The 17483-nt window shown below is 64.5% G+C and carries 13 protein-coding genes and 1 riboswitch; of the genes, 6 read left to right on the plus strand and 7 right to left on the minus strand.

The window, feature by feature from the left end; translation table 11 throughout:
• Window positions 1-218: 218 nt before the first annotated feature.
• From A7X65_RS34885 to A7X65_RS34900, 4 genes are all read right to left on the minus strand, one after another.
• On the minus strand, window positions 219-3521 hold the full coding sequence (locus tag A7X65_RS34885; protein ID WP_063693945.1) for an acetyl-CoA carboxylase family protein: 3303 nt from the start codon (window positions 3519-3521) through the stop codon (window positions 219-221).
• A 12-nt stretch (window positions 3522-3533) separates the two neighbouring features.
• A complete protein-coding gene (locus A7X65_RS34890) occupies window positions 3534-5255 on the minus strand; it encodes an AMP-binding protein (protein WP_063693946.1) in 1722 nt (573 codons plus the stop codon).
• A 149-nt stretch (window positions 5256-5404) separates the two neighbouring features.
• A complete protein-coding gene (locus A7X65_RS34895; RefSeq protein ID WP_063693947.1) occupies window positions 5405-6076 on the minus strand; it encodes an aspartate/glutamate racemase family protein in 672 nt (223 codons plus the stop codon).
• 12 nt (window positions 6077-6088) lie between these two features.
• A complete protein-coding gene (locus tag A7X65_RS34900; protein WP_063693948.1) occupies window positions 6089-7771 on the minus strand; it encodes a methyl-accepting chemotaxis protein in 1683 nt (560 codons plus the stop codon).
• A gap of 264 nt (window positions 7772-8035) precedes the next feature.
• On the opposite strand from A7X65_RS34900, the gene A7X65_RS34905 reads away from it, so the two are divergent.
• Together A7X65_RS34905 and A7X65_RS34910 are read left to right on the plus strand one after the other, a co-directional pair.
• Window positions 8036-8536: a hypothetical protein gene (locus tag A7X65_RS34905; protein WP_063693949.1), complete on the plus strand. Its 501-nt coding sequence runs from the start codon at window positions 8036-8038 to the stop codon at window positions 8534-8536.
• An 11-nt stretch (window positions 8537-8547) separates the two neighbouring features.
• Window positions 8548-9021, plus strand: a complete 474-nt coding sequence (locus tag A7X65_RS34910) for a hypothetical protein (protein WP_063693950.1) — start codon at window positions 8548-8550, stop codon at window positions 9019-9021.
• Between the two features lie 3 nt (window positions 9022-9024).
• On the opposite strand, the gene A7X65_RS34915 is transcribed toward A7X65_RS34910, so the two are convergent.
• A complete protein-coding gene (locus A7X65_RS34915; protein WP_063693951.1) occupies window positions 9025-9624 on the minus strand; it encodes a TetR/AcrR family transcriptional regulator in 600 nt (199 codons plus the stop codon).
• A 158-nt stretch (window positions 9625-9782) separates the two neighbouring features.
• Here A7X65_RS34915 and A7X65_RS34920 point away from each other — a divergent pair, with 158 nt between their 5' ends.
• Together A7X65_RS34920 and A7X65_RS34925 are read left to right on the plus strand one after the other, a co-directional pair.
• Window positions 9783-10160, plus strand: a complete 378-nt coding sequence (locus A7X65_RS34920; protein ID WP_063694287.1) for a tautomerase family protein — start codon at window positions 9783-9785, stop codon at window positions 10158-10160.
• 109 nt (window positions 10161-10269) lie between these two features.
• A complete protein-coding gene (locus A7X65_RS34925) occupies window positions 10270-10665 on the plus strand; it encodes a GFA family protein (protein ID WP_063693952.1) in 396 nt (131 codons plus the stop codon).
• 39 nt (window positions 10666-10704) lie between these two features.
• Here A7X65_RS34925 and A7X65_RS34930 read toward each other — a convergent pair whose 3' ends face one another.
• Both A7X65_RS34930 and A7X65_RS34935 read right to left on the minus strand, forming a co-directional pair.
• Window positions 10705-11631 carry a CobW family GTP-binding protein gene (locus A7X65_RS34930; RefSeq protein WP_063693953.1) on the minus strand — a complete coding sequence of 309 codons (927 nt, stop codon included), beginning with the start codon at window positions 11629-11631 and terminating at the stop codon, window positions 10705-10707.
• Window positions 11632-11634: 3 nt separating this feature from the next.
• Window positions 11635-13125, minus strand: a complete 1491-nt coding sequence (locus A7X65_RS34935) for an amidohydrolase family protein (RefSeq protein WP_063693954.1) — start codon at window positions 13123-13125, stop codon at window positions 11635-11637.
• A gap of 1093 nt (window positions 13126-14218) precedes the next feature.
• Here A7X65_RS34935 and A7X65_RS34940 point away from each other — a divergent pair.
• Window positions 14219-16060 (plus strand): caspase family protein, encoded by a 1842-nt coding sequence (locus A7X65_RS34940; protein ID WP_063693955.1) that lies wholly within the window; start codon window positions 14219-14221, stop codon window positions 16058-16060.
• Complete coding sequence (locus A7X65_RS34945) at window positions 16057-17022, plus strand: alpha/beta hydrolase family protein (protein ID WP_082885172.1); 966 nt, start codon at window positions 16057-16059, stop codon at window positions 17020-17022. The genes A7X65_RS34940 and A7X65_RS34945 overlap by 4 nt, the downstream gene beginning before the upstream one ends.
• A gap of 162 nt (window positions 17023-17184) precedes the next feature.
• Window positions 17185-17379, plus strand: a riboswitch (cobalamin riboswitch).
• The last annotated feature ends 104 nt before the right edge of the window (window positions 17380-17483 follow it).

The raw sequence follows: 17483 nt of genomic DNA on the forward strand, positions 1-17483 counted from the left end.
ATTGTGCAAAGTCTGGCAGCACGGGCGGGGATGTCAATCGGGAACAGGGAATAGAGGTGGAGTGACGTACTCTCACCACGTCGTCATGGCCGGGCTTGTCCGGGCCATCCACGCGTTGCCGCACGCGCGAAGAACGTGGATGCCCGGGACAAGCCCGGGCATGACGGTGTGGAAACAGAATGCCCAAATACTTAAGCAGCGCCGATGCTGCACCGCCCTCACCAGGTATCGATGCACGGCCGCTTCTTCTCCGTCCGCGCCGGCGGCTTCGGCACCGAGCGGAGCCCTGCCATGATCCAGCGCCGCGTCTCGGCGGGGTCGATGACGTTGTCGATCTCGAACACCGAGGCGATCGAGACCGCCTTGCCGTTGGCATAGAGCTCGGCGACCTTGTTGCGATAGTAGGTCTCGCGCTCCTCGGGATCGGCGATCGCCTCCATCTCCTTGCGGAAGCCGAGGCGGACATAGCCCTCCAGGCCCATGCCGCCGAACTCGCCGGTCGGCCAGGCCGCGGTGAAGAACGAGGCGTGGAAGCCGCCGCCGATCATCGACTGGGCGCCGAGGCCATAGCCCTTGCGCAGCACGATGCCGAACAGCGGCACGGTAAGGCTCGCACCCGTCACGAACATGCGCGAGACGTGGCGCACGATCGCGGTCTTCTCGGCCTCGGGGCCGACCATGAAGCCGGGCGTGTCGCAGAGCGAGACGACGGGTAAGTCGAACGCATCGCAAAGCTGCAGGAAGCGCGCGGCCTTGTCGCCGGCGTCGGCATCGATGGCGCCGCCGAGATGGCGCGGATTGTTGGCGATCAGGCCGAACGGCTTGCCTTCGATGCGGATCAGCGCGGTGATCATGCCGACGCCGTAGTCGCGGCGCAGCTCCAGCACGCTGTCCTTGTCGGCGACAAGGTCGATCACGCTGCGGATGTCGTAGACGCGCAGGCGGTTCTCCGGGATGGCGCGGCGGAGCAGGCGCTGGTCGGCGGCCTGCCACTCCGTCACCGCGCCCTGGAAGTAGGACAGGTATTTCTGCGCGACGGACGTCGCCTCCTCCTCGTCCTCGACCAGGATGTCGATGACGCCGTTCGGCGACTGGAACGAGACGGGACCGACCTCGGCCGGATGATAGACGCCGAGCCCGCCGCCCTCGATCATGGCCGGGCCGCCCATGCCGATCGAAGCGTTCTTAGTTGCGATGATGACGTCGCAGCAGCCGAGCATCGCGGCATTGCCGGCGAAGCAATAGCCGGAGACCACGCCCACGACGGGCACGAGACCGGAGAGCCGCGCGAACTGCACGAAGGACGGGCCGTCGAGGCCGGTCATGCCGAGCCGGTCGGTATCGCCGGGCCGGCCGCCGCCGCCCTCGGTGTAGAACACCAGCGGCACGCGCCAGTCTTCCGCCAGCGTGAGCATGCGGTCGATCTTCTTGTGGTTCATGTGGCCTTGAGTGCCCGCGAGCACGGTGTAGTCGTAAGCCACGACGATGCAGCGCGCGCCTTCCGGTCCGAACTTTTCGGCATTGACGGTGGCGACGCCCATCACGAGGCCGTCGGCCGGCGTGTTCTTGATGAGATCGTCGAGCTTGCGCCGGCGCCGCTGCGCCGCGATGGCGAGGCTGCCGTATTCCATGAACGACCCGTCGTCGACGAGCTGGGCGACGTTCTCGCGCGCGGTGCGCTGGTTGGTGTTGCGGCGGCGCTCGACCGAGGCCGGGCGGTTCGCGTCGAGCGTGTTGGCCTGGCGCGCGATCAGCTCGGCGAGGTCGGGGCGGACGTGGTCGAGATCGACATCGGCCTCCGCCGCCGAATGATCGGCCGCAACGTCGAGCGGCTCCAGATACATGATGGGCTCGCCGTGCATCAGCGTGACCCCGTCGCCGGCTGCGAGCTTCACGACACGGCCGCCCTGCTCGGCCATGACCAGATGCTCCATCTTCATGGACTCGATCACGGCGAGCTGCTGGCCGGGCCGCACGATCTCGCCCTCCTTCACCTGGATGGTGACGATGGTGCCTTGCAGGGGCGCTGCGACCATCACCATACCTTCGGGCACGATCTGCGCGACATGCGCTTCCGCATCGTGGCCGCCGCGCTCCGTCGCCGCGAAGTAGAGCGGCTTGGCGGCGCCATCGGCCGCCTCGACCAGCTTGGCGATATTGCGATCGATGAAATCGGTCGCGATACGGTTGGTCCTGAAATCGGGATGCGCCAGCACGGCCTGCAGGAAGGCGATGTTGGTGATGACGCCGTCGATGCGGAACTCGCGCAGGGCGCGCGAGGCTTTTGCAACGACGTCGTGCCAGGCCTCGCCCGGCGTATGCACGATGACCTTTGCCAGCAGCGAATCGAAGGCCGCGCTGGTCTTGTACCCGGCATAGCCAAAGCTATCGACGCGGACGCCTGGCCCCGATGGCGGCTCGAACACGGCGAGCACGCCGCCGGTCGGATGCGTCGCACCCGTCTCGTCCAGCGTCTCCATGTTGACGCGGAGCTGCATGGCGTAGCCGCGCGGCTTCGGGATCTCGCCTTGCGCAAGACCAAGCGAAGCGAGCGAACTGCCGGCGGCGACCGCGAGCTGGGCGCGGACGAGGTCGAGGCCGAGCACCTCTTCCGTCACGGTATGCTCGACCTGGAGCCGCGGATTGGCCTCGATGAAGGCAAAGCTGTCGTCCGCCGTGCCGTCGACCAGGAATTCGAACGTGCCGAGATTGTCGTAAGCCGCGGCCGTTGCAAGCTGCTTCGCCGCTTCGATAATGCGGCCGCGCAGGGGATCGCTCAACGACGGGCTGGGCGACACCTCGACCAGCTTCTGGTGCCGGCGCTGGATGGTGCATTCGCGCTCCCAGAGATGGGAGATCGCGCCGTGCTTGTCGCCGATGATTTGCACCTCGATATGGCGCGCCTGCCGGATCAGCCGCTCGGCGTAAACGCCGTCGAAGCCGAACGCCGCCTTGGCTTCGGACTGGCAGCGTGCATAAGCTTCCGCGAGGTCGGACGCGTTCTCGACCACGCGCATGCCGCGGCCGCCGCCGCCGGCCATCGCTTTGATCACGATCGCCGCATTGCTGCCGAGCGAGGTGAAGAACGCCGTGATCTCCTCGAGGCTCGACGGCCCGCTGGTGCCGGCGATGATCGGTACGCCGCAACGCTTTGCTAGCTGACGGGCCGCGACCTTGTCGCCGAACAGTTCGAGCGCGGATGCCTTCGGTCCGACGAAGGTGATGCCTGCATCGGCGCAGGCCTTCGCGAACGCCGCGTTCTCGCTGAGGAAACCGTAGCCGGGATGCACGGCATCGCAGCCGGCCGACTTCGCGGCTTTCACGACGGCGTCGATGTCGAGATAGGCCCGTGCGCCGCGTCCCGGGATTTCGACCGCCTCGTCGGCAACCCGGACATGCAGCGACAGCGCATCGTCCGCGGGATGGATCGCGACGGTTGCAATGCCGGCGTCGGCCGCAGCACGCGCGATGCGGATGGCGATCTCGCCGCGGTTGGCGATCAGGAGTCTCTTGAACGACATCGTGTCTCTCACTCAGACGGCAGCGGGCAGATTTGGATCGAGGTCCTGCTTCTTCACCTTCCCTGTCGCCGTCAGCGGCAGGGCTTCGATAATACGCACTTCCGGGATCTTGTAGACGGCCATGCGCTCGGCGCACCAGGCGCGCAGGTCTTCCGCGGAGATGGTGCCGACCGCCTCCGGCTTGAGCTGGATATAGGCCACCGGCACCTGCCCCTTGTCCGGATCGTCGCGCCCGACCACGCCCGAGCCCAGCACCTTCGGATGCTGTCCGAGCAGCGCCTCGATCTCCGGCGGGAAGACGCTCATGCCCTTGACCTTGAGCATTTCCTTGCGGCGGCCGAGGAAGTGCAGGAAGCCGTCCTTGTCGATGGTGCCGATGTCGCCGGTGCGCAGCCAGCCGTCGATCAGCGACTCCGCGGTCGCCTCCGGCTTATTCCAGTAGCTCTTGAGCAGCGACGGCGTGCGCACGCGAATCTCGCCTTCCGCGCCGAGCGGCAGCAGCGCGCCGGTCTCGAAATCGGTGATCTTGAACTCGGCGCCGGGGACCGGCAGGCCGACGAAGATCGGCTGGTTGTTGAGATCGAAGTCGTCGTCCTGGAATCCTGCCGTGAAGGTGTTGGAGGTGTGGGTCTCGGTCATGCCCCAGGCCGCTTCCATCAGGATCGTGCCGGTGAGGTCCTTCCAGCGCTTGCGATAGTCGGCATTCAGCTTCTTGACGAAGGAGACGACGCGGACCTGCTTCAGCGACGACAGGTCGAACTCGCTCCAGCGCGGATGGTCCATCAGCTCGACGGCGCCGTCCACCGGCATCGCGGTGATCGTGACCTTGTACTTGTCGATCGCGGCCATCGCGCCGACGGCGTCCCAGCGCGCCAGCAGAACCAGAGTCCCGCCGGAGAACAACGGAAAGATCAGGCCGAAATTCTCGCCCGCAATCCAGAACTCCGGAAAGAACGACAGGAACACGCTGCTCTCGTCCGACAGCACCGAGATGCCGTAATTGGCCGCCGCCGTATAGACCATGTCGCGATGGGTATGGACGCAGCCCTTGGGCATGCCTGTGGTGCCGCCGGTGTAGTTGAGCGCGGCAACGTCGTCGAGGCCGGGCGGCGACAGCGGCGTCGGCGCGGACATCGCAGCAAGCGCGGGCAACAGATCGGTCGCGCCCGGGACGGCGATGCGGGGGCCGCGGATCGAGTCCGGCGTCGGGAATGCCGGCGCGGACGGCACGACATCGGCAAAGCTGGTGACGATGATCTCGCGCAGCCGCACCTCTCCCTTCACCTGCTCGACGACGGGGATCAGCTGGTCGAGCGCCACGATCACCTCGGCCTGGGTGTCGTTGAGCTCGTAGGACAATTCGAACGCGCGCGAGAGCGGGCTCACGGGAACGTGGACGGCCCCCAGCTTCAGGATGCCGAAGAACACGATGTGGAATTGCGGGCAGTTCGGCAGGAAGACGGCGACGCGATCGCCCTTGCGCACGCCCTTCGCCGCGAGCAGCGCGGCAAAGCGGTCGCTCTGCTGATCGAGCTCGGCATAGGTCGTCACGTGCCCGTAGAAGATCACCGCGGGACGATCCGGGCTCTGCTTCGCCCAGGCACGCAGATATTCCGTCAGGGGAACCTCGCCGTGCAGATAGTTCGGCGAGCGCGGCATGCCCTTCGGCCAGGCCTTATCCCACAGGCCCCGCAAGGTGGCGAGATAATCCTGCTCGTTGAGACCTGCGGTCATGGCGTCCGTCCCGTGCTGCTTGTTCTTTTCGCAACGGCACGCAACGTGTCGTCACTCGACATCGTTACACGTCGAGCACGGCAGACTTCATGTCAAGGAAAACAGTTTTCCGCATCACGGCCGATGCCGCGACGCGGAAAAACCCGACGTTAGGCGGTGACGAGACGAATGATCCGACGCACGGCCGACGGGATCGGCGCGACGACCGGCACCGCGAACATCGGCTGAAGCTCGCGCGCCGCTTCACCCAGTGGCCCACCGCCGATGATGACCGCTTCCGCCCCGTCCTGCGCGATGCAGGCCTCGACCGCGCCGGCTAGTGCCGCGCGGAGCCGCGCCGGATCGCGCACAAGCTCCTCGGGATCGCCGACGGCAAAGCGCGTACCAGTGTAGAGCGAACGCAGCCCCAGCGCTTCAGGCAATGCATCGATCTTCGCTTTCAGCAGCGGCGTCGTGGTCGCCACGCCGAAGCGGCGACCGTTCCCAGCGGCTTCCAGCATCGCGGATTCGCCGATGCCGACGGCCGGCAGCTTCATCGCCGCCCTGATCCCGGCGAGGCCGGGGTCGCCGAATGCCGATACGATGATGCCGCAACACGCGCCGGTGCGGGCCCGCGCGATCTCCTCAACCTCGGGCGCAGCCGCCTCCAGCACATCCGGCGAGACGATCATCGCGGGCGTACGTCTCGCCGTGGCGCCGACAATGTCAAATCCGTCGGCGACGACGGACCTGGCGATCGCCACCATCATCGTGGTGGTCGCCTCGTTGCTGTTCGGATTGATCAGGAGGATGGGCGCTCGCCCAGTAGAGTCTTGACCCATCCTCCCGCTATACTAGGCGGCCCGCACGCCGGCAACGAAGGTGCTGACCTCGTCCTGGAGCGATTGCAGCTTGTTGGTCAGACGGCCGCTCGATTGCAGCACGAGGCCGGCGGCCTGGCCGGTCTCCGCCGTCGCATCGGTGACGCCGGAGATGTTCTGCGAGACCTGATCGGTGCCGGAGGCCGCCTCCTGCACGCTGTGCGCGATCGCCTGCGTCGCCGCGCCCTGCTCCTCGACTGCGGCCGCGATCGACGACGAGATCTCGTTGACCTCCATGATGGTCTTGCGGATGCTCTCGATGTTGCCGACAACCTGGTTGGTCTCGCCCTGGATCGCGGTGATCTGCGCGCCGATCTCGTCGGTCGCCTTCGCGGTCTGGCTCGCCAGCGACTTCACTTCGCTCGCGACCACCGCAAAGCCCTTGCCGGCCTCGCCCGCGCGCGCCGCCTCGATGGTGGCGTTGAGCGCGAGCAGATTGGTCTGCGAGGCGATCTGGTTGATGAGGTCGATGACCTCGCCGATCTTGTGCGCGGCGGCGGCGAGCCCCTGCACGGTGTCGTTGGTGCGCTGGCCGTCGGCGGCGGCCTTGTCGGCCACGGAAGCGGCCTGCGCGACGCGCTGGCTGATCTCGGTGATCGAGGACGACAGCTGGCCGGCCGCGGAGGCCACCGTCTGCACGTTGCTCGAGGCCTGCTGGCAGGCGGTCGCGACGAAGCTGGCGCGATCGGTCGCCTTGTTTGCGGTTTCCGACATGCCTTGCGCGGCCTGCTGCATCTCGCGCGCCTCGTTGAAGACGTCGCGGACCACGGCCTGGACGCTCGCCTCGAACTTGCCGGCGAGATCGGCCATGGTCTTGCGCTTCTCGTCGTCGGCGCGCTGCTTGGCTTCCTGCTGCTCGGCGTGCATCCGACCCACCGCTGCCGCGTTATCCTTGAACACGGCAAGCGCCCTGGCCAGACCGCCGACCTCGTTGCTGCGATCGGTGTAGGGAACCTCGAAGGCGCTGTCGCCGGCGGCGAGACGCTCGGTCAGCGCAGTGATTTTTGCGAGCGGTTTCGTGACGCTGCGGCCGATGACGAAAGACGCCGCCAACACCAGCACCAGCACCGCGAGGCAGACCAGCGCGAACGTCATCGCATCCTGGCGGAAGACGGCATCGACGTCGTCGAGATAGATGCCGGTGCCGATGATCCAGCCCCAGGGCGCGAAGCCCTTCACATAGGAGATTTTCCCGACCGGCTGGTCGAAGCCGGGCTTCGGCCAGAGATAGCTGTAGAAGCCCGCGCCCTGCTTGCTGACGACGTCGACGAAGCCCACGAACAGCGCGTTGCCGGTGGGATCCTTCATCCCCGACAAGTCCTTGCCATCGAGATCCGGCTTGATCGGGTGCATGACCATCTTGGGGGTCATGTCGTTGATCCAGAAATACTCGACCTTGTCGTAGCGGAGGCTCTTGAGCTGCGCCATCGCGGCGGCCTGCGCCTGCTCGCGTGGGAGTTTTCCTTCGCTCTCGAGCTTCTGGTAGTGGGCCAGGATACCGTAGCCGACATCGACCATGTGCTGCGTCTTGGCCTGGCGGTCGGCGATCATCTGCGCGCGCAGTGTCGAGAGCGCGATCGGCGCCAGTGCGATCATGCCGAGAAGGCTGATGCCGACAATCAGGACCAGCTTGAAACTGATGCGGGAGAAAATCATCGAAGCTCACATGATGGGGCAATAGTGGTATGCCAACTTATCCCGAAGGCCTTAGCAAAGCTTTAAGCATTCGGGTTCCGTAAGAGCCCGCCTGACAGGGATTCGCGGCCACGCCGAGGTACGGCTCTTTAGATCTAGAAGACCTCGATATCGAGCCTCCCGGCGTTGACTTGGCGGAGCCTCTGGCCGAACGATCCGTGCAGACGTCAGCGTCATCCGCGGCGCTAGCGCAGCCGAGGACGGCAGCCAAGGACGAGAGGCTCCATGCATCGATCGACATCCACGCCGGCCCTCGACGTGCCCGCGCTGTGCGCGGCGGAGCGGCTCTTCATCTGGGGATTTCGCGCCAAGGCGCGGCGCGGAAGCGCCGTGCCGACCGCCGCCGACATCCAGCAGGTGTATGACCATTTTCGCGTCGGCGACGCCGTGCCATCGCTGGAATCCATCATCGAGATCTTCGCTTGCACGGCGCACACCGCCATCGAAGTGCACTGCCCCACCTGCCCGCGCATGTCGGAGAGCGAGCACGGAATCCTGCGCGCCATCGCCGCGGCACAGCGGGAGCACATCGAGATCACGCGCGAGCAGTTCGAATGCTGGTTGCCGCCGGTCGGTGCGGATTGGGCGCTGGCGCCGGTGCGCGGGCTCGCGACGATCTTCCGCATGGCTGGTCTCGTGATGCCCGACCGGCACGTTCGCACTTTCGATCAGGACCAGATCATGGCGATGAAGAGCTGGTTCGTGGGCAGCCCCACATTGCATTGACGGGATCGTCCATGATGCAGGCTGCTCGCGCTTCTGTGCCGGTCCCGGATGCGGACCTGCCGAAACTCTGTCCGCTCCAGGGTGCGCTTTGCGCGCGTCCGAGCGTCGAAAGCTACGATCAATTTTCCCGCGTCGCGCTGTCGCTGCTCCGCTTCATTGGAGCGGCTTACGCGACCGGTGCATCCGATTGCTGGGAGGCGGCCTATCGCTTCGCCGACGAAGCTCCCGGCATAGCCGACAGTCCGCTGCTGGTCGCGCGCGCCGCGGCGCTGGTCAGGATTTTGCGGAGCGGGCGGCCCTGCGAGCTGTGCTTCATGCCGCCGTCGTGCCGGCGCCTTTCGAAGGACGAGGCGGAGCTGATGCAGTTGCTGGCCGTCGCGCGCAGCGCGCAGCCCGGCGAACTTAAATCCGTCGTCTGCCAGTTCGTCGGTGCGGGGAAAGAAGACGCGACGACGCAGGCTGTCAGTGCGCTGGCCTGCTGCTGAGACCTAGCCTCCCTTCTTGTCGAGCACGAGATCGATGGTGTGGCTCGCGATCTTGCGCAGCTGGGCTTCGTCGTCATAGGCGCGTTCGAGCACGGCGAGGCCGCGCGTCACCGTGATGATGTGCAGCGCTGTGCTTGCGGGATTGCCGTTGAATTCGCCGCGCTTCGCCGCCGCCGCCAACGTGCCCTGAACCAGCGCGGTGATGCGCGAGACGAGGCTGGCGAAAGCCTCGCGCGCGTCTTCATCGAGCCCTTCGCCTTCCGCTGCGCCAAGCTCCATCAGGCCGCGCGTGGTCGGGCAGCCCCGCGGCGGCGAGCCGGAGCGGAAATTAGTAATGGTGAGGTCGAAGAACGCGGTGAGCCGCTTGCGCAGGCTGCCGGCGCCGAGCGCCTTTTGCAGGGCAAGGAGATAGTCGCCGGCGTAGCGCTCATAGGCCTGCAGGAACAGCGCTTCCTTGCTGCCGAACGCATTGTAGAGGCTGCCGCGCTGTACGCCGGCGTCGCGCGCGATGTCCGACAGCGAGGTGCCGCGCACGCCCTTGCGCCAGAACTGGTCGAACGCGATGCGCAGGACATCGTCATGGTCGAACTCGCGCGGTCTCAAATGCTGCTCCCATAGTATTTGACACACCGTCAAAAACGTGATTTCTCGACATCGTGTCAAAAACAAATTGGGATTGATATCCCGTTTCGTCAACAGGCCAGCGGCCGGCGCGGATGATGCGCCCGGCCGGCCGGGCGCGCATGCACAGGAACCAGCTCATGCCTCTGCTTCACATCTCGATGCGCGCGGGGAAGCCTGACGCCTACCGGCAGGCGATCCTCGACGGTCTCTACCGCGCCTTGCGCGAAGCCCTGAACGTGCCCGAAGGCGACGAGTTCATGACCATCAACGAGCTTGCGCCCGCGAACTTCCGCTGCGGGAATGCCTACGGCGTGAATCGCAGCGAGGATGCCGTGCTGATCCAGATCACCGTGTTCGCCTCGCGCACGCCCGAGCAGAAGAAGGCGCTGTACCGGCGGATCGCCGAGCTGCTCGGCGACAATCCGGGCATCCGGCCCGAGGACGTGTTCGTGAACGTGCTCGACGCGCCCGCGGAGAACTGGTCGGTCGGAAACGGCATCGCGCAATTTGCTTGAGCGGGCCAGGCGCGGAATCGCGAGCGCCCTCTTGAGAATTTCCGGCCGCAGGGGTCTGATGGCGCGCTGACTGTGATCGACAAACCGGCCGAGCCGGACGGAGAATGAAATGGCCGCATTCCGGGGAAGCTGCCTGTGCGGCGAGGTCGCGTTCGAGGTCGAGGGCCCGTTCGACCATTTCCTCAACTGCCACTGCTCGCGCTGTCGCAAGGCGACGGGGACCGCACATGCCTGCGAGGTGATCGTGAAGGCCGGCGCTCTGCGCTGGCTGCGCGGGGAAGCATCGGTTGCCCGCTTTGATCTGCCGAATGCGCGGAGCTTCGCGACCGCATTCTGCAAGACCTGCGGCAGCCCGATGCCGCATCTCACACGCAGCGGGCGCGAGGCGATCATCCATGCCGGCGCGTTCGACGCGCCGCTGGGTGCGGCACCCGACCGGCATGTGCAGTGGGCATCGCGCGCGGACTGGTATGTGCACGGAGATGCGCTGCCGGTGGAGGATTGAGGCCACGCCAGATCTGACCTGATACGTCTGCGAGCTGCGCTACCCGCCGGCAACGCACCCCTCCATGATTCCATCGAGCTCGGCCTTCGACAGCACGCCGAGCTCGGCGATGAAGACGATCCGTGACCGCGGCACGCCTGCTGCCGGCGCCTCGCCTGGGGCGAGCGTGGCGCGGCCGCCGGCGAACTGAAAGACCATCTGGCGGCCGGGCTGCTCGATGGTTTCGAACAGACCCTTTGCCCGCGCCAGCTTCGGCGCGAGCTTGCCGATGGCCTGCTGCAGGCGCGGCAGCGAGATCGGCTGCTCCGACGTCCAGCTCAGCGTCTCGAAGCGCTCTTCCGTCGGCCGTTTCGGCCCAGGGTCACGCGCGGGCGCACGATCGGCGGTGGCGGGAAACAGCAGTGCCGACGGAAGCTCGCCATGCTTCGCCTCGACCACGACCGCGGGAACGCGCTGGGCACGGATGGCCTCGCGCATCCGGACGCCGGCGCCCGCGTCCGCCAGATCCAGCTTGCTCAACGCCACGATATCGGCGACGCGCAATTGCGATCGCAACAGCGCATCGTCCAGCGCGGACGGCGGTGTGCCGGCGTCCATCACGCAGAGCACCGTCTCCAGCGGCGCCTCGCGCAGGATCACCGGATCCATCAAATTGCGCACGATGTCGGAGGGATCGGCAACGCCGCTGGTCTCGATGACGATGTATTCGGGCCGGGGATCACGCCGGAGCAGCGTCGAGAGTGTGCGCAGCAGATCGCCTTCGAGCGAGCAGCAGATGCATCCATTGGCGAGACTGACCACGCCGTCGCTGGCACCCGCGATCAGCTCCGCATCGATGTTGATCGCACCAAAATCGTTGACCACGGCAGCGATCCGCCGCCCCTCCGCATGCGCGAGCAGGTGATTCACGACCGTGGTCTTGCCGGCCCCGAGAAAACCCGTCACCAGAAGAACGGGGACCGGCATGGGTCAGCCCCCGACGACGGGGCGGCGCACCGGCTTTCCGGGCCGCGCCGCGACATCCAACACACCGTCGCTGATCAGCACCTGGCCGCTGACGATCAGGTGCCGCACGCCTTCGGAGGGGCGGTTCATCGCCGTGAAGGTGGCGCGGTCCGAAAGCTTCTCGTAGTCGAACACTACGATGTCGGCATCCGCGTCCTTGGCGAGCCGGCCCTTGGCGCGCATCGCGGGCGTGCTCTGCGACAGGATCTCCGCCGGGATCAGCGCGCATTTGCGTACGCCCTCGAGCAGCGACACGGCCTTGCGCTCGCGCACCCATTCGCGGATGAATTTCGTGAAGCAGCCGGCCGAGCGCGGATGGGAGGTGGCATCGTCAGGCAGCGGCCAGGCATCGCCGGTGTAGGTTTTGCCGTCCGACGTCGTCCACGGCATCGCGTCGGAGGCGATGGCGCCGCCGGGATAGAGCACCGACATGTCGAGCAGGTCGCGGTGATGCGCATTGTGCTCGGTGTCGAGGATGTGCCAGAGCACCAGCGAGGACGGCTCCTCCGCCTGCGCCTTCAGGAGCTCCTCGCGGTCGTGGAAGCGATAGCCGTCGGTCACGCGCTGCACGGAATCATAGCCGGTGCCGTTGCGCTCGACGAACTGGGGATCGCTGAAGAACGCCGCAGCCAGCACGGTCGAGCCGGTGCCGTAGGGATAAGCCTCGACCGTGATCGGCAGGCCCTGCGCCTGCGCCTTTTCGATCAGCACGCGGCAGCGTTCGATGTCGGTCTTGCTCGACGAGTTGAAATGGCAGATGTGCATGTGCGCGCCGGTGGCGCCGGCATAGCCGATCAGGCGAATATAGGCTTCCACCGCGCTCTCGGGGTCGATGCGCGACATGAAGGCGACGTGGGTGAAGGTCGGCACGTCCTGTTTGGCGGCGAGCTGGCAGACCGCGGTCAGCTCCTGCACGCCGGCGCCCGGCGCATAGGCATTCAGGATACCGATACCGATGCCGCCCTCGTTGAGGCCGCGCGAAAGGCGCTCGAGAATCCCTGAGACCTCCGCATCGGTCGCGACATTGTCCATCCAGCGGCGGTCGCGCATGGCGTTGCCGAATGCCTCCAGCGAGCTCTCCGCATTGGAGCCCGTCATCGCGCCGATGCGGGCGAAGGCCCAGTTGGTGGCGGCGCCGTAGTTCAGCACGCGCCCCTTGCGCGCCTGGCGCTCGTACCAGGATCCGACCGGCAGCACGCCGGCCTCGAGATCGAGCGTCGTCGTCACGCCGTCGAACGCCTGCATGCGGTCGGCCGGAATCGACTGGCCGTGGGCGTGCAGATCGATGAAGCCGGGCGCGACCACGAGGCCGGTGGCGTCGATCACCCGCTCGGCGCCGCCGAGGCCCGTGCCGACGGCCGCGATCCTGCCGTCCACCACCGCCACGTCGCCGACGGCATCCATCCCGCTCGCGGGATCCACCACCCGGCCGCCAGAGATCACCAAACCGCTCATCTCGTCACTCCAAAAAGCTATTGCAAAGAACCTCCAAAGACCCGGCAGCAGCTCCGGAGGCGCGGGGCGCATAGTGCAGGTTTTGGCAAGAACGACCACCACCATGGATGCCGATGCTGCATGCTTGCATGTGAGGCCGGTGAACGCTGGGAGTGTATCGGGACCGGAGCGCAACATACCGGCATGCGCGCGCATCCTCGCGGCATGATCTGCCCGAGCTCTGCTTCGCTTCATACCCCCCTCCCGAGAAGAAAGGGCGCAGGGAAGACCGGGCGCCGGCTGGCACCCACAAAACCCCTGCGCTGAACGAATGCACGCGCAATGCACAGGGGAGACACAGGGCAGCCGAGACCAGGCCTTCCCTGCGCGATGGTTTGACGGCCTATGCCGCGCTCTCCCGGGAGCCGAGTTCCTTCTGGCCTCCCTCGCCTCCGCGAAAGACACGCCACCGCACCGGTTGATGCGATGACGCCTTCGCCAAGGCTTGACCGTAGCAACGACGGCCAGGACCACACGGTTTCGCCGTACGCAGGCTTTCTCGCATCGCCCCAGGGCTCCTTAGCCCGAGAGCTTCGCAAGACATTGAGCGCCGTCCGTCTTCGCAGGAGCTGTCATGCTCACGAGGTTCATCTCGCCCGGCATGCAACAAGCCCGCCTTCAACGCCGCCCGCGTCCACCGCAACTCCCTACCCGCGCTCGAAACGACGTACGACCGCCCCTTTGGTGGGCTGGGATGGGCGAGGCATACGATAAATCCGAATTTCGGTAAAGTGGAATATTTTTGATGGGGTACTTGACGGCGGCATGAGCTGTTTTGCCCGACGGGCAGCGGACGCCAGTATAGACTGGCACATGACGCAACAGTGCGTGCAGCCGAGGACAAATCTGTGAAGACGTCCGCGCATTGAATATGTCCACCAACCTTCAAGACAAGATCTTCTGCTCAGAGCGACGTCGCCGCAGGCATTTCGATCCAAGCCCAGGCTTAAGTCTGGTAATGATCGACAGGCACAACCTTACACTGTATGATGATGGACAAACCTTCCCTGCTGGCATATTTTTATTTTGAACGGCATTTTAGGGCTGGCGAGCCATGAGACGACGCGATTTTTTGATCGGCGGCGCGGCCGCGACTAGCTGGCTATTATCCTCTGGCGCTCTAGCCAACAGAGGCAAGTGTGCCGCAGTCGTCATTGGGGTGAACAAAGCCGGCAATCTGCCCAAGCTGAGCGCTGCGGTATCAGGTGCGCGATCGGTCGCGGATTGGCTGAAAGGTGCGGGCTTCGAAGTTAAGCTCTTTGTTGACGAAAGTTCGCCGGTCAAAGCCGCCGCCCTGTTCGAAGCGATAGACGAGCTTGTCCAACGCGGCACGCTCGATCAGCTCGTCGTTTACTTCTCCGGACACGGCTTTCTGAATGCCTATGCGGAATATTGGATGCTATCCAATGCACCGCAAAACCCGAACGAAGCCGTCAGTCTCACAGAAAGCGTAGTACTCGCCAAAGAGACCGGCATTCCAAGCGTCGTCTTCATCTCCGATGCATGCCGCTCAACTCCGGATAGCATCGGGACTAGCCGCGTCAGGGGGAGCCTGATTTTCCCAAACGGTGACGTCAGCCGCAATGTGCGGTCAGAGGTCGACCAATTTCTAGCAGCGTTGCCCGGAAGTCCGGCCCTTGAGCTTCCTATTTCGCAAAGCGCGCCGGCTTTCGAGGGCATCTTTACGAGTTGCCTCCTCAGCGCGTTTCAGACGCCAGTGAGCTCCTTGATCAAAACCGTTGATGGCGTTCGTGTCATCACCAACAGGGACCTGAAGTCATTCCTGGAAAGTGAGGTCGTGAAACAGGCCGAACGCAGATCAATCAAGCTTCAGCAGAAGCCGGATGCAAATATCGTATCCGGTGACAACACCTATCTGACACCGGTCGCGGATCTGGGAAGCCTCGCCGGAATTCCGGCGCCGCAATGGACGATCAACAAGTTTGCGGCGAAGACACTGCAAAGCGCGGGGGCCGGTCCTATCTTGAACGAAAGCCTTCCGACGAATGCGGCTCTGCCCGATCCAAATGACCAATGCGATCCGCAGGATGCTTTTTGCATAGCCATTCCTTCTGTAGGGGAGTTCAAAAGGGCACAGACTCGCGTCGTCACGGCGAACGCCGCTGCCCGCCGACCTTCCACGACGATGTCGGGCCACGGCGAGGCCGAGCTGTTGGTCGCAAACACATCGTTCAAACAGGTCGAGGCGGATGGTGGCGTGAAGGCACAAATTCTCGACCCGTCCAGGGCAGTTGTCCTGCTTCGAGGCAAACCAGCCGCGAATGTCGCTGTCCGCTTCAGTGATGGGTCCGGAACTGTCGTTCCGGCAATCAGGGGCTTCATCTGCAGCTTGGCTTTCGACGGGATCGGAGTTGCAAGCGTAACGTATATTCGCAGCAGGGGACCGAGCGATCCCAACATCGACGCCCTTCACGCCGCCGTAACAGCGGCGGCGCAATCAGGTGTCTTTCGTATTGATGGAACGAGAGAAACAGCCGCGCAAAACGCTCGGTCTTTTGGCGATAGCATAAGGGTCGGGAAGAGCGCTGATCCTACTTTGGGATTGTACGCTGCGTACGCCTACTCACAGGCAGACCTCATCGATCAAGTGAGGTCGGTCAATGATTTCATGCGGAGCGACCTCAGCATCGAATTGTTCGACGTCGCCATGCTGTCGCGGGAACGAAGCGGTCCCGCCCTGAGTGAAGCGAAAACGGTTTTCCCTCTGTTTCCGATGTTGAGCCAGGGATGGAATCTTCTCAGGGTACTGCAAATTCAGCTTCCGACCGCACTGGACGAGGCACGTAATCACCTGCGGCCATCCCTGTGGACCACCTTCGATCCCACCGGCATGGACATCGTCTCAACAATGGTCCGACAAGGGAACGCCGGATGAGCAGTCTTTTCGACCGCAGAGAAATTCTATGGCTATCCTCGCTTGGCGCTATATTGAGCATGGTTCCGAAAGCACTTGCGGCTTCGAATGGCATTCGCCTGGTGATGGTTCACGGGCGAGCCCAACAGGGCCTGGATCCCGTTGCCTTGAAAGCCGCTTGGCTTGATGCGCTTGCCTTGGGTGCAAAGAGTGTTGGGCGAAGTCTTCCGGAATCGCTGGAGGTGACATTTCCATTTTACGCAGACATCCTCGATAAATTTGTGAGGGATTTCGACATTCCCCTCACTGAAAACGTTCGCGCAAAGGGCGGCCAGATCGAGGATGAGTTCCTGGTGTTCCAGGCCCAGATCGCGGAGAGCGTCCGCTTACGCGCTGGAGTTACCGACCAGCAGATCGATACTGAATACGGAGCGAACCCCAAACCAAAAGGGCCCCTCAATTGGGAGTGGGTCCAGGCAATCCTGCGGGCGCTTGACAAGCACGGCGGCGGAATGGGCCAGACGGCGCTTCAGACCATTACTCGGGATGTTTTTCTCTACACGACCCGAGCTGGTGTTCGGGACGAGATCGACCGAGTCGTCGGGGCCGCCCTCACTGAACAGCCGACGGTCGTCGTTGGTCATTCGCTGGGCTCGATTGTTGCCTATAATGTGTTGCGATCCGACCGAAGATCGCTTCGCATTCCACTGTACCTAACGGTAGGATCCCCTCTTGGGATCAGAGCTGTTCGAGATCAACTACGCCCCCTTCGATATCCGCAGCCGATCGAGAGGTGGTACAACGCATACGACCCCAGAGATGTCATAGCGCTTTATCCATTGGATCAAGCGAATTTCCCGGTATCGCCTGCGATCGAAAACTATTCACTCGTGAAGAATCACACGGACAATCGTCACGGCGTTGTTGGATACCTAGATGATCCAGAAGTTGCGAAACGATTGCTGGATGCATTGACCTCGTAGCCCGCTAACGCCGGCGGCGCCGCACCACATCCGAATTTCAGTAGAGCGGATATTTTTGGCAAAGGGGATCGACAGCAGCCTGTGCTGTTTTGCCCCAACGAGGCGATGACGATCCGCACGTCGGCCCGGCGGCGCAACCAGTTGACAGTCGTTTGCAAATACAACTAGGGTGCCTGCGACGGTTCTCCTTCGGGAGATCAATAGGGAATACGGTGCGGGGACTCCCCAACGCCGTGGCTGCCCCCGCAACTGTAAGCGGCGAGCCTTCGTCAAATGCCACTGGGCCTGCGGGCCTGGGAAGGCGGCGACAGGCAACGACCCGCGAGCCAGGAGACCTGCCGTCAGTCGTGGTCACACGCGAGCACATTGGGCGGGGTGTCCTGGTGGGTGTTGGGCCGTCTTCGGTTTGAGGCGGCGGCCAAACTGCGTTCGCGGTGACGTGCCACGTTATCGCGAGTCCA

The organism is Bradyrhizobium stylosanthis, assembly GCF_001641335.1.
Lineage (GTDB): Bacteria > Pseudomonadota > Alphaproteobacteria > Rhizobiales > Xanthobacteraceae > Bradyrhizobium > Bradyrhizobium stylosanthis.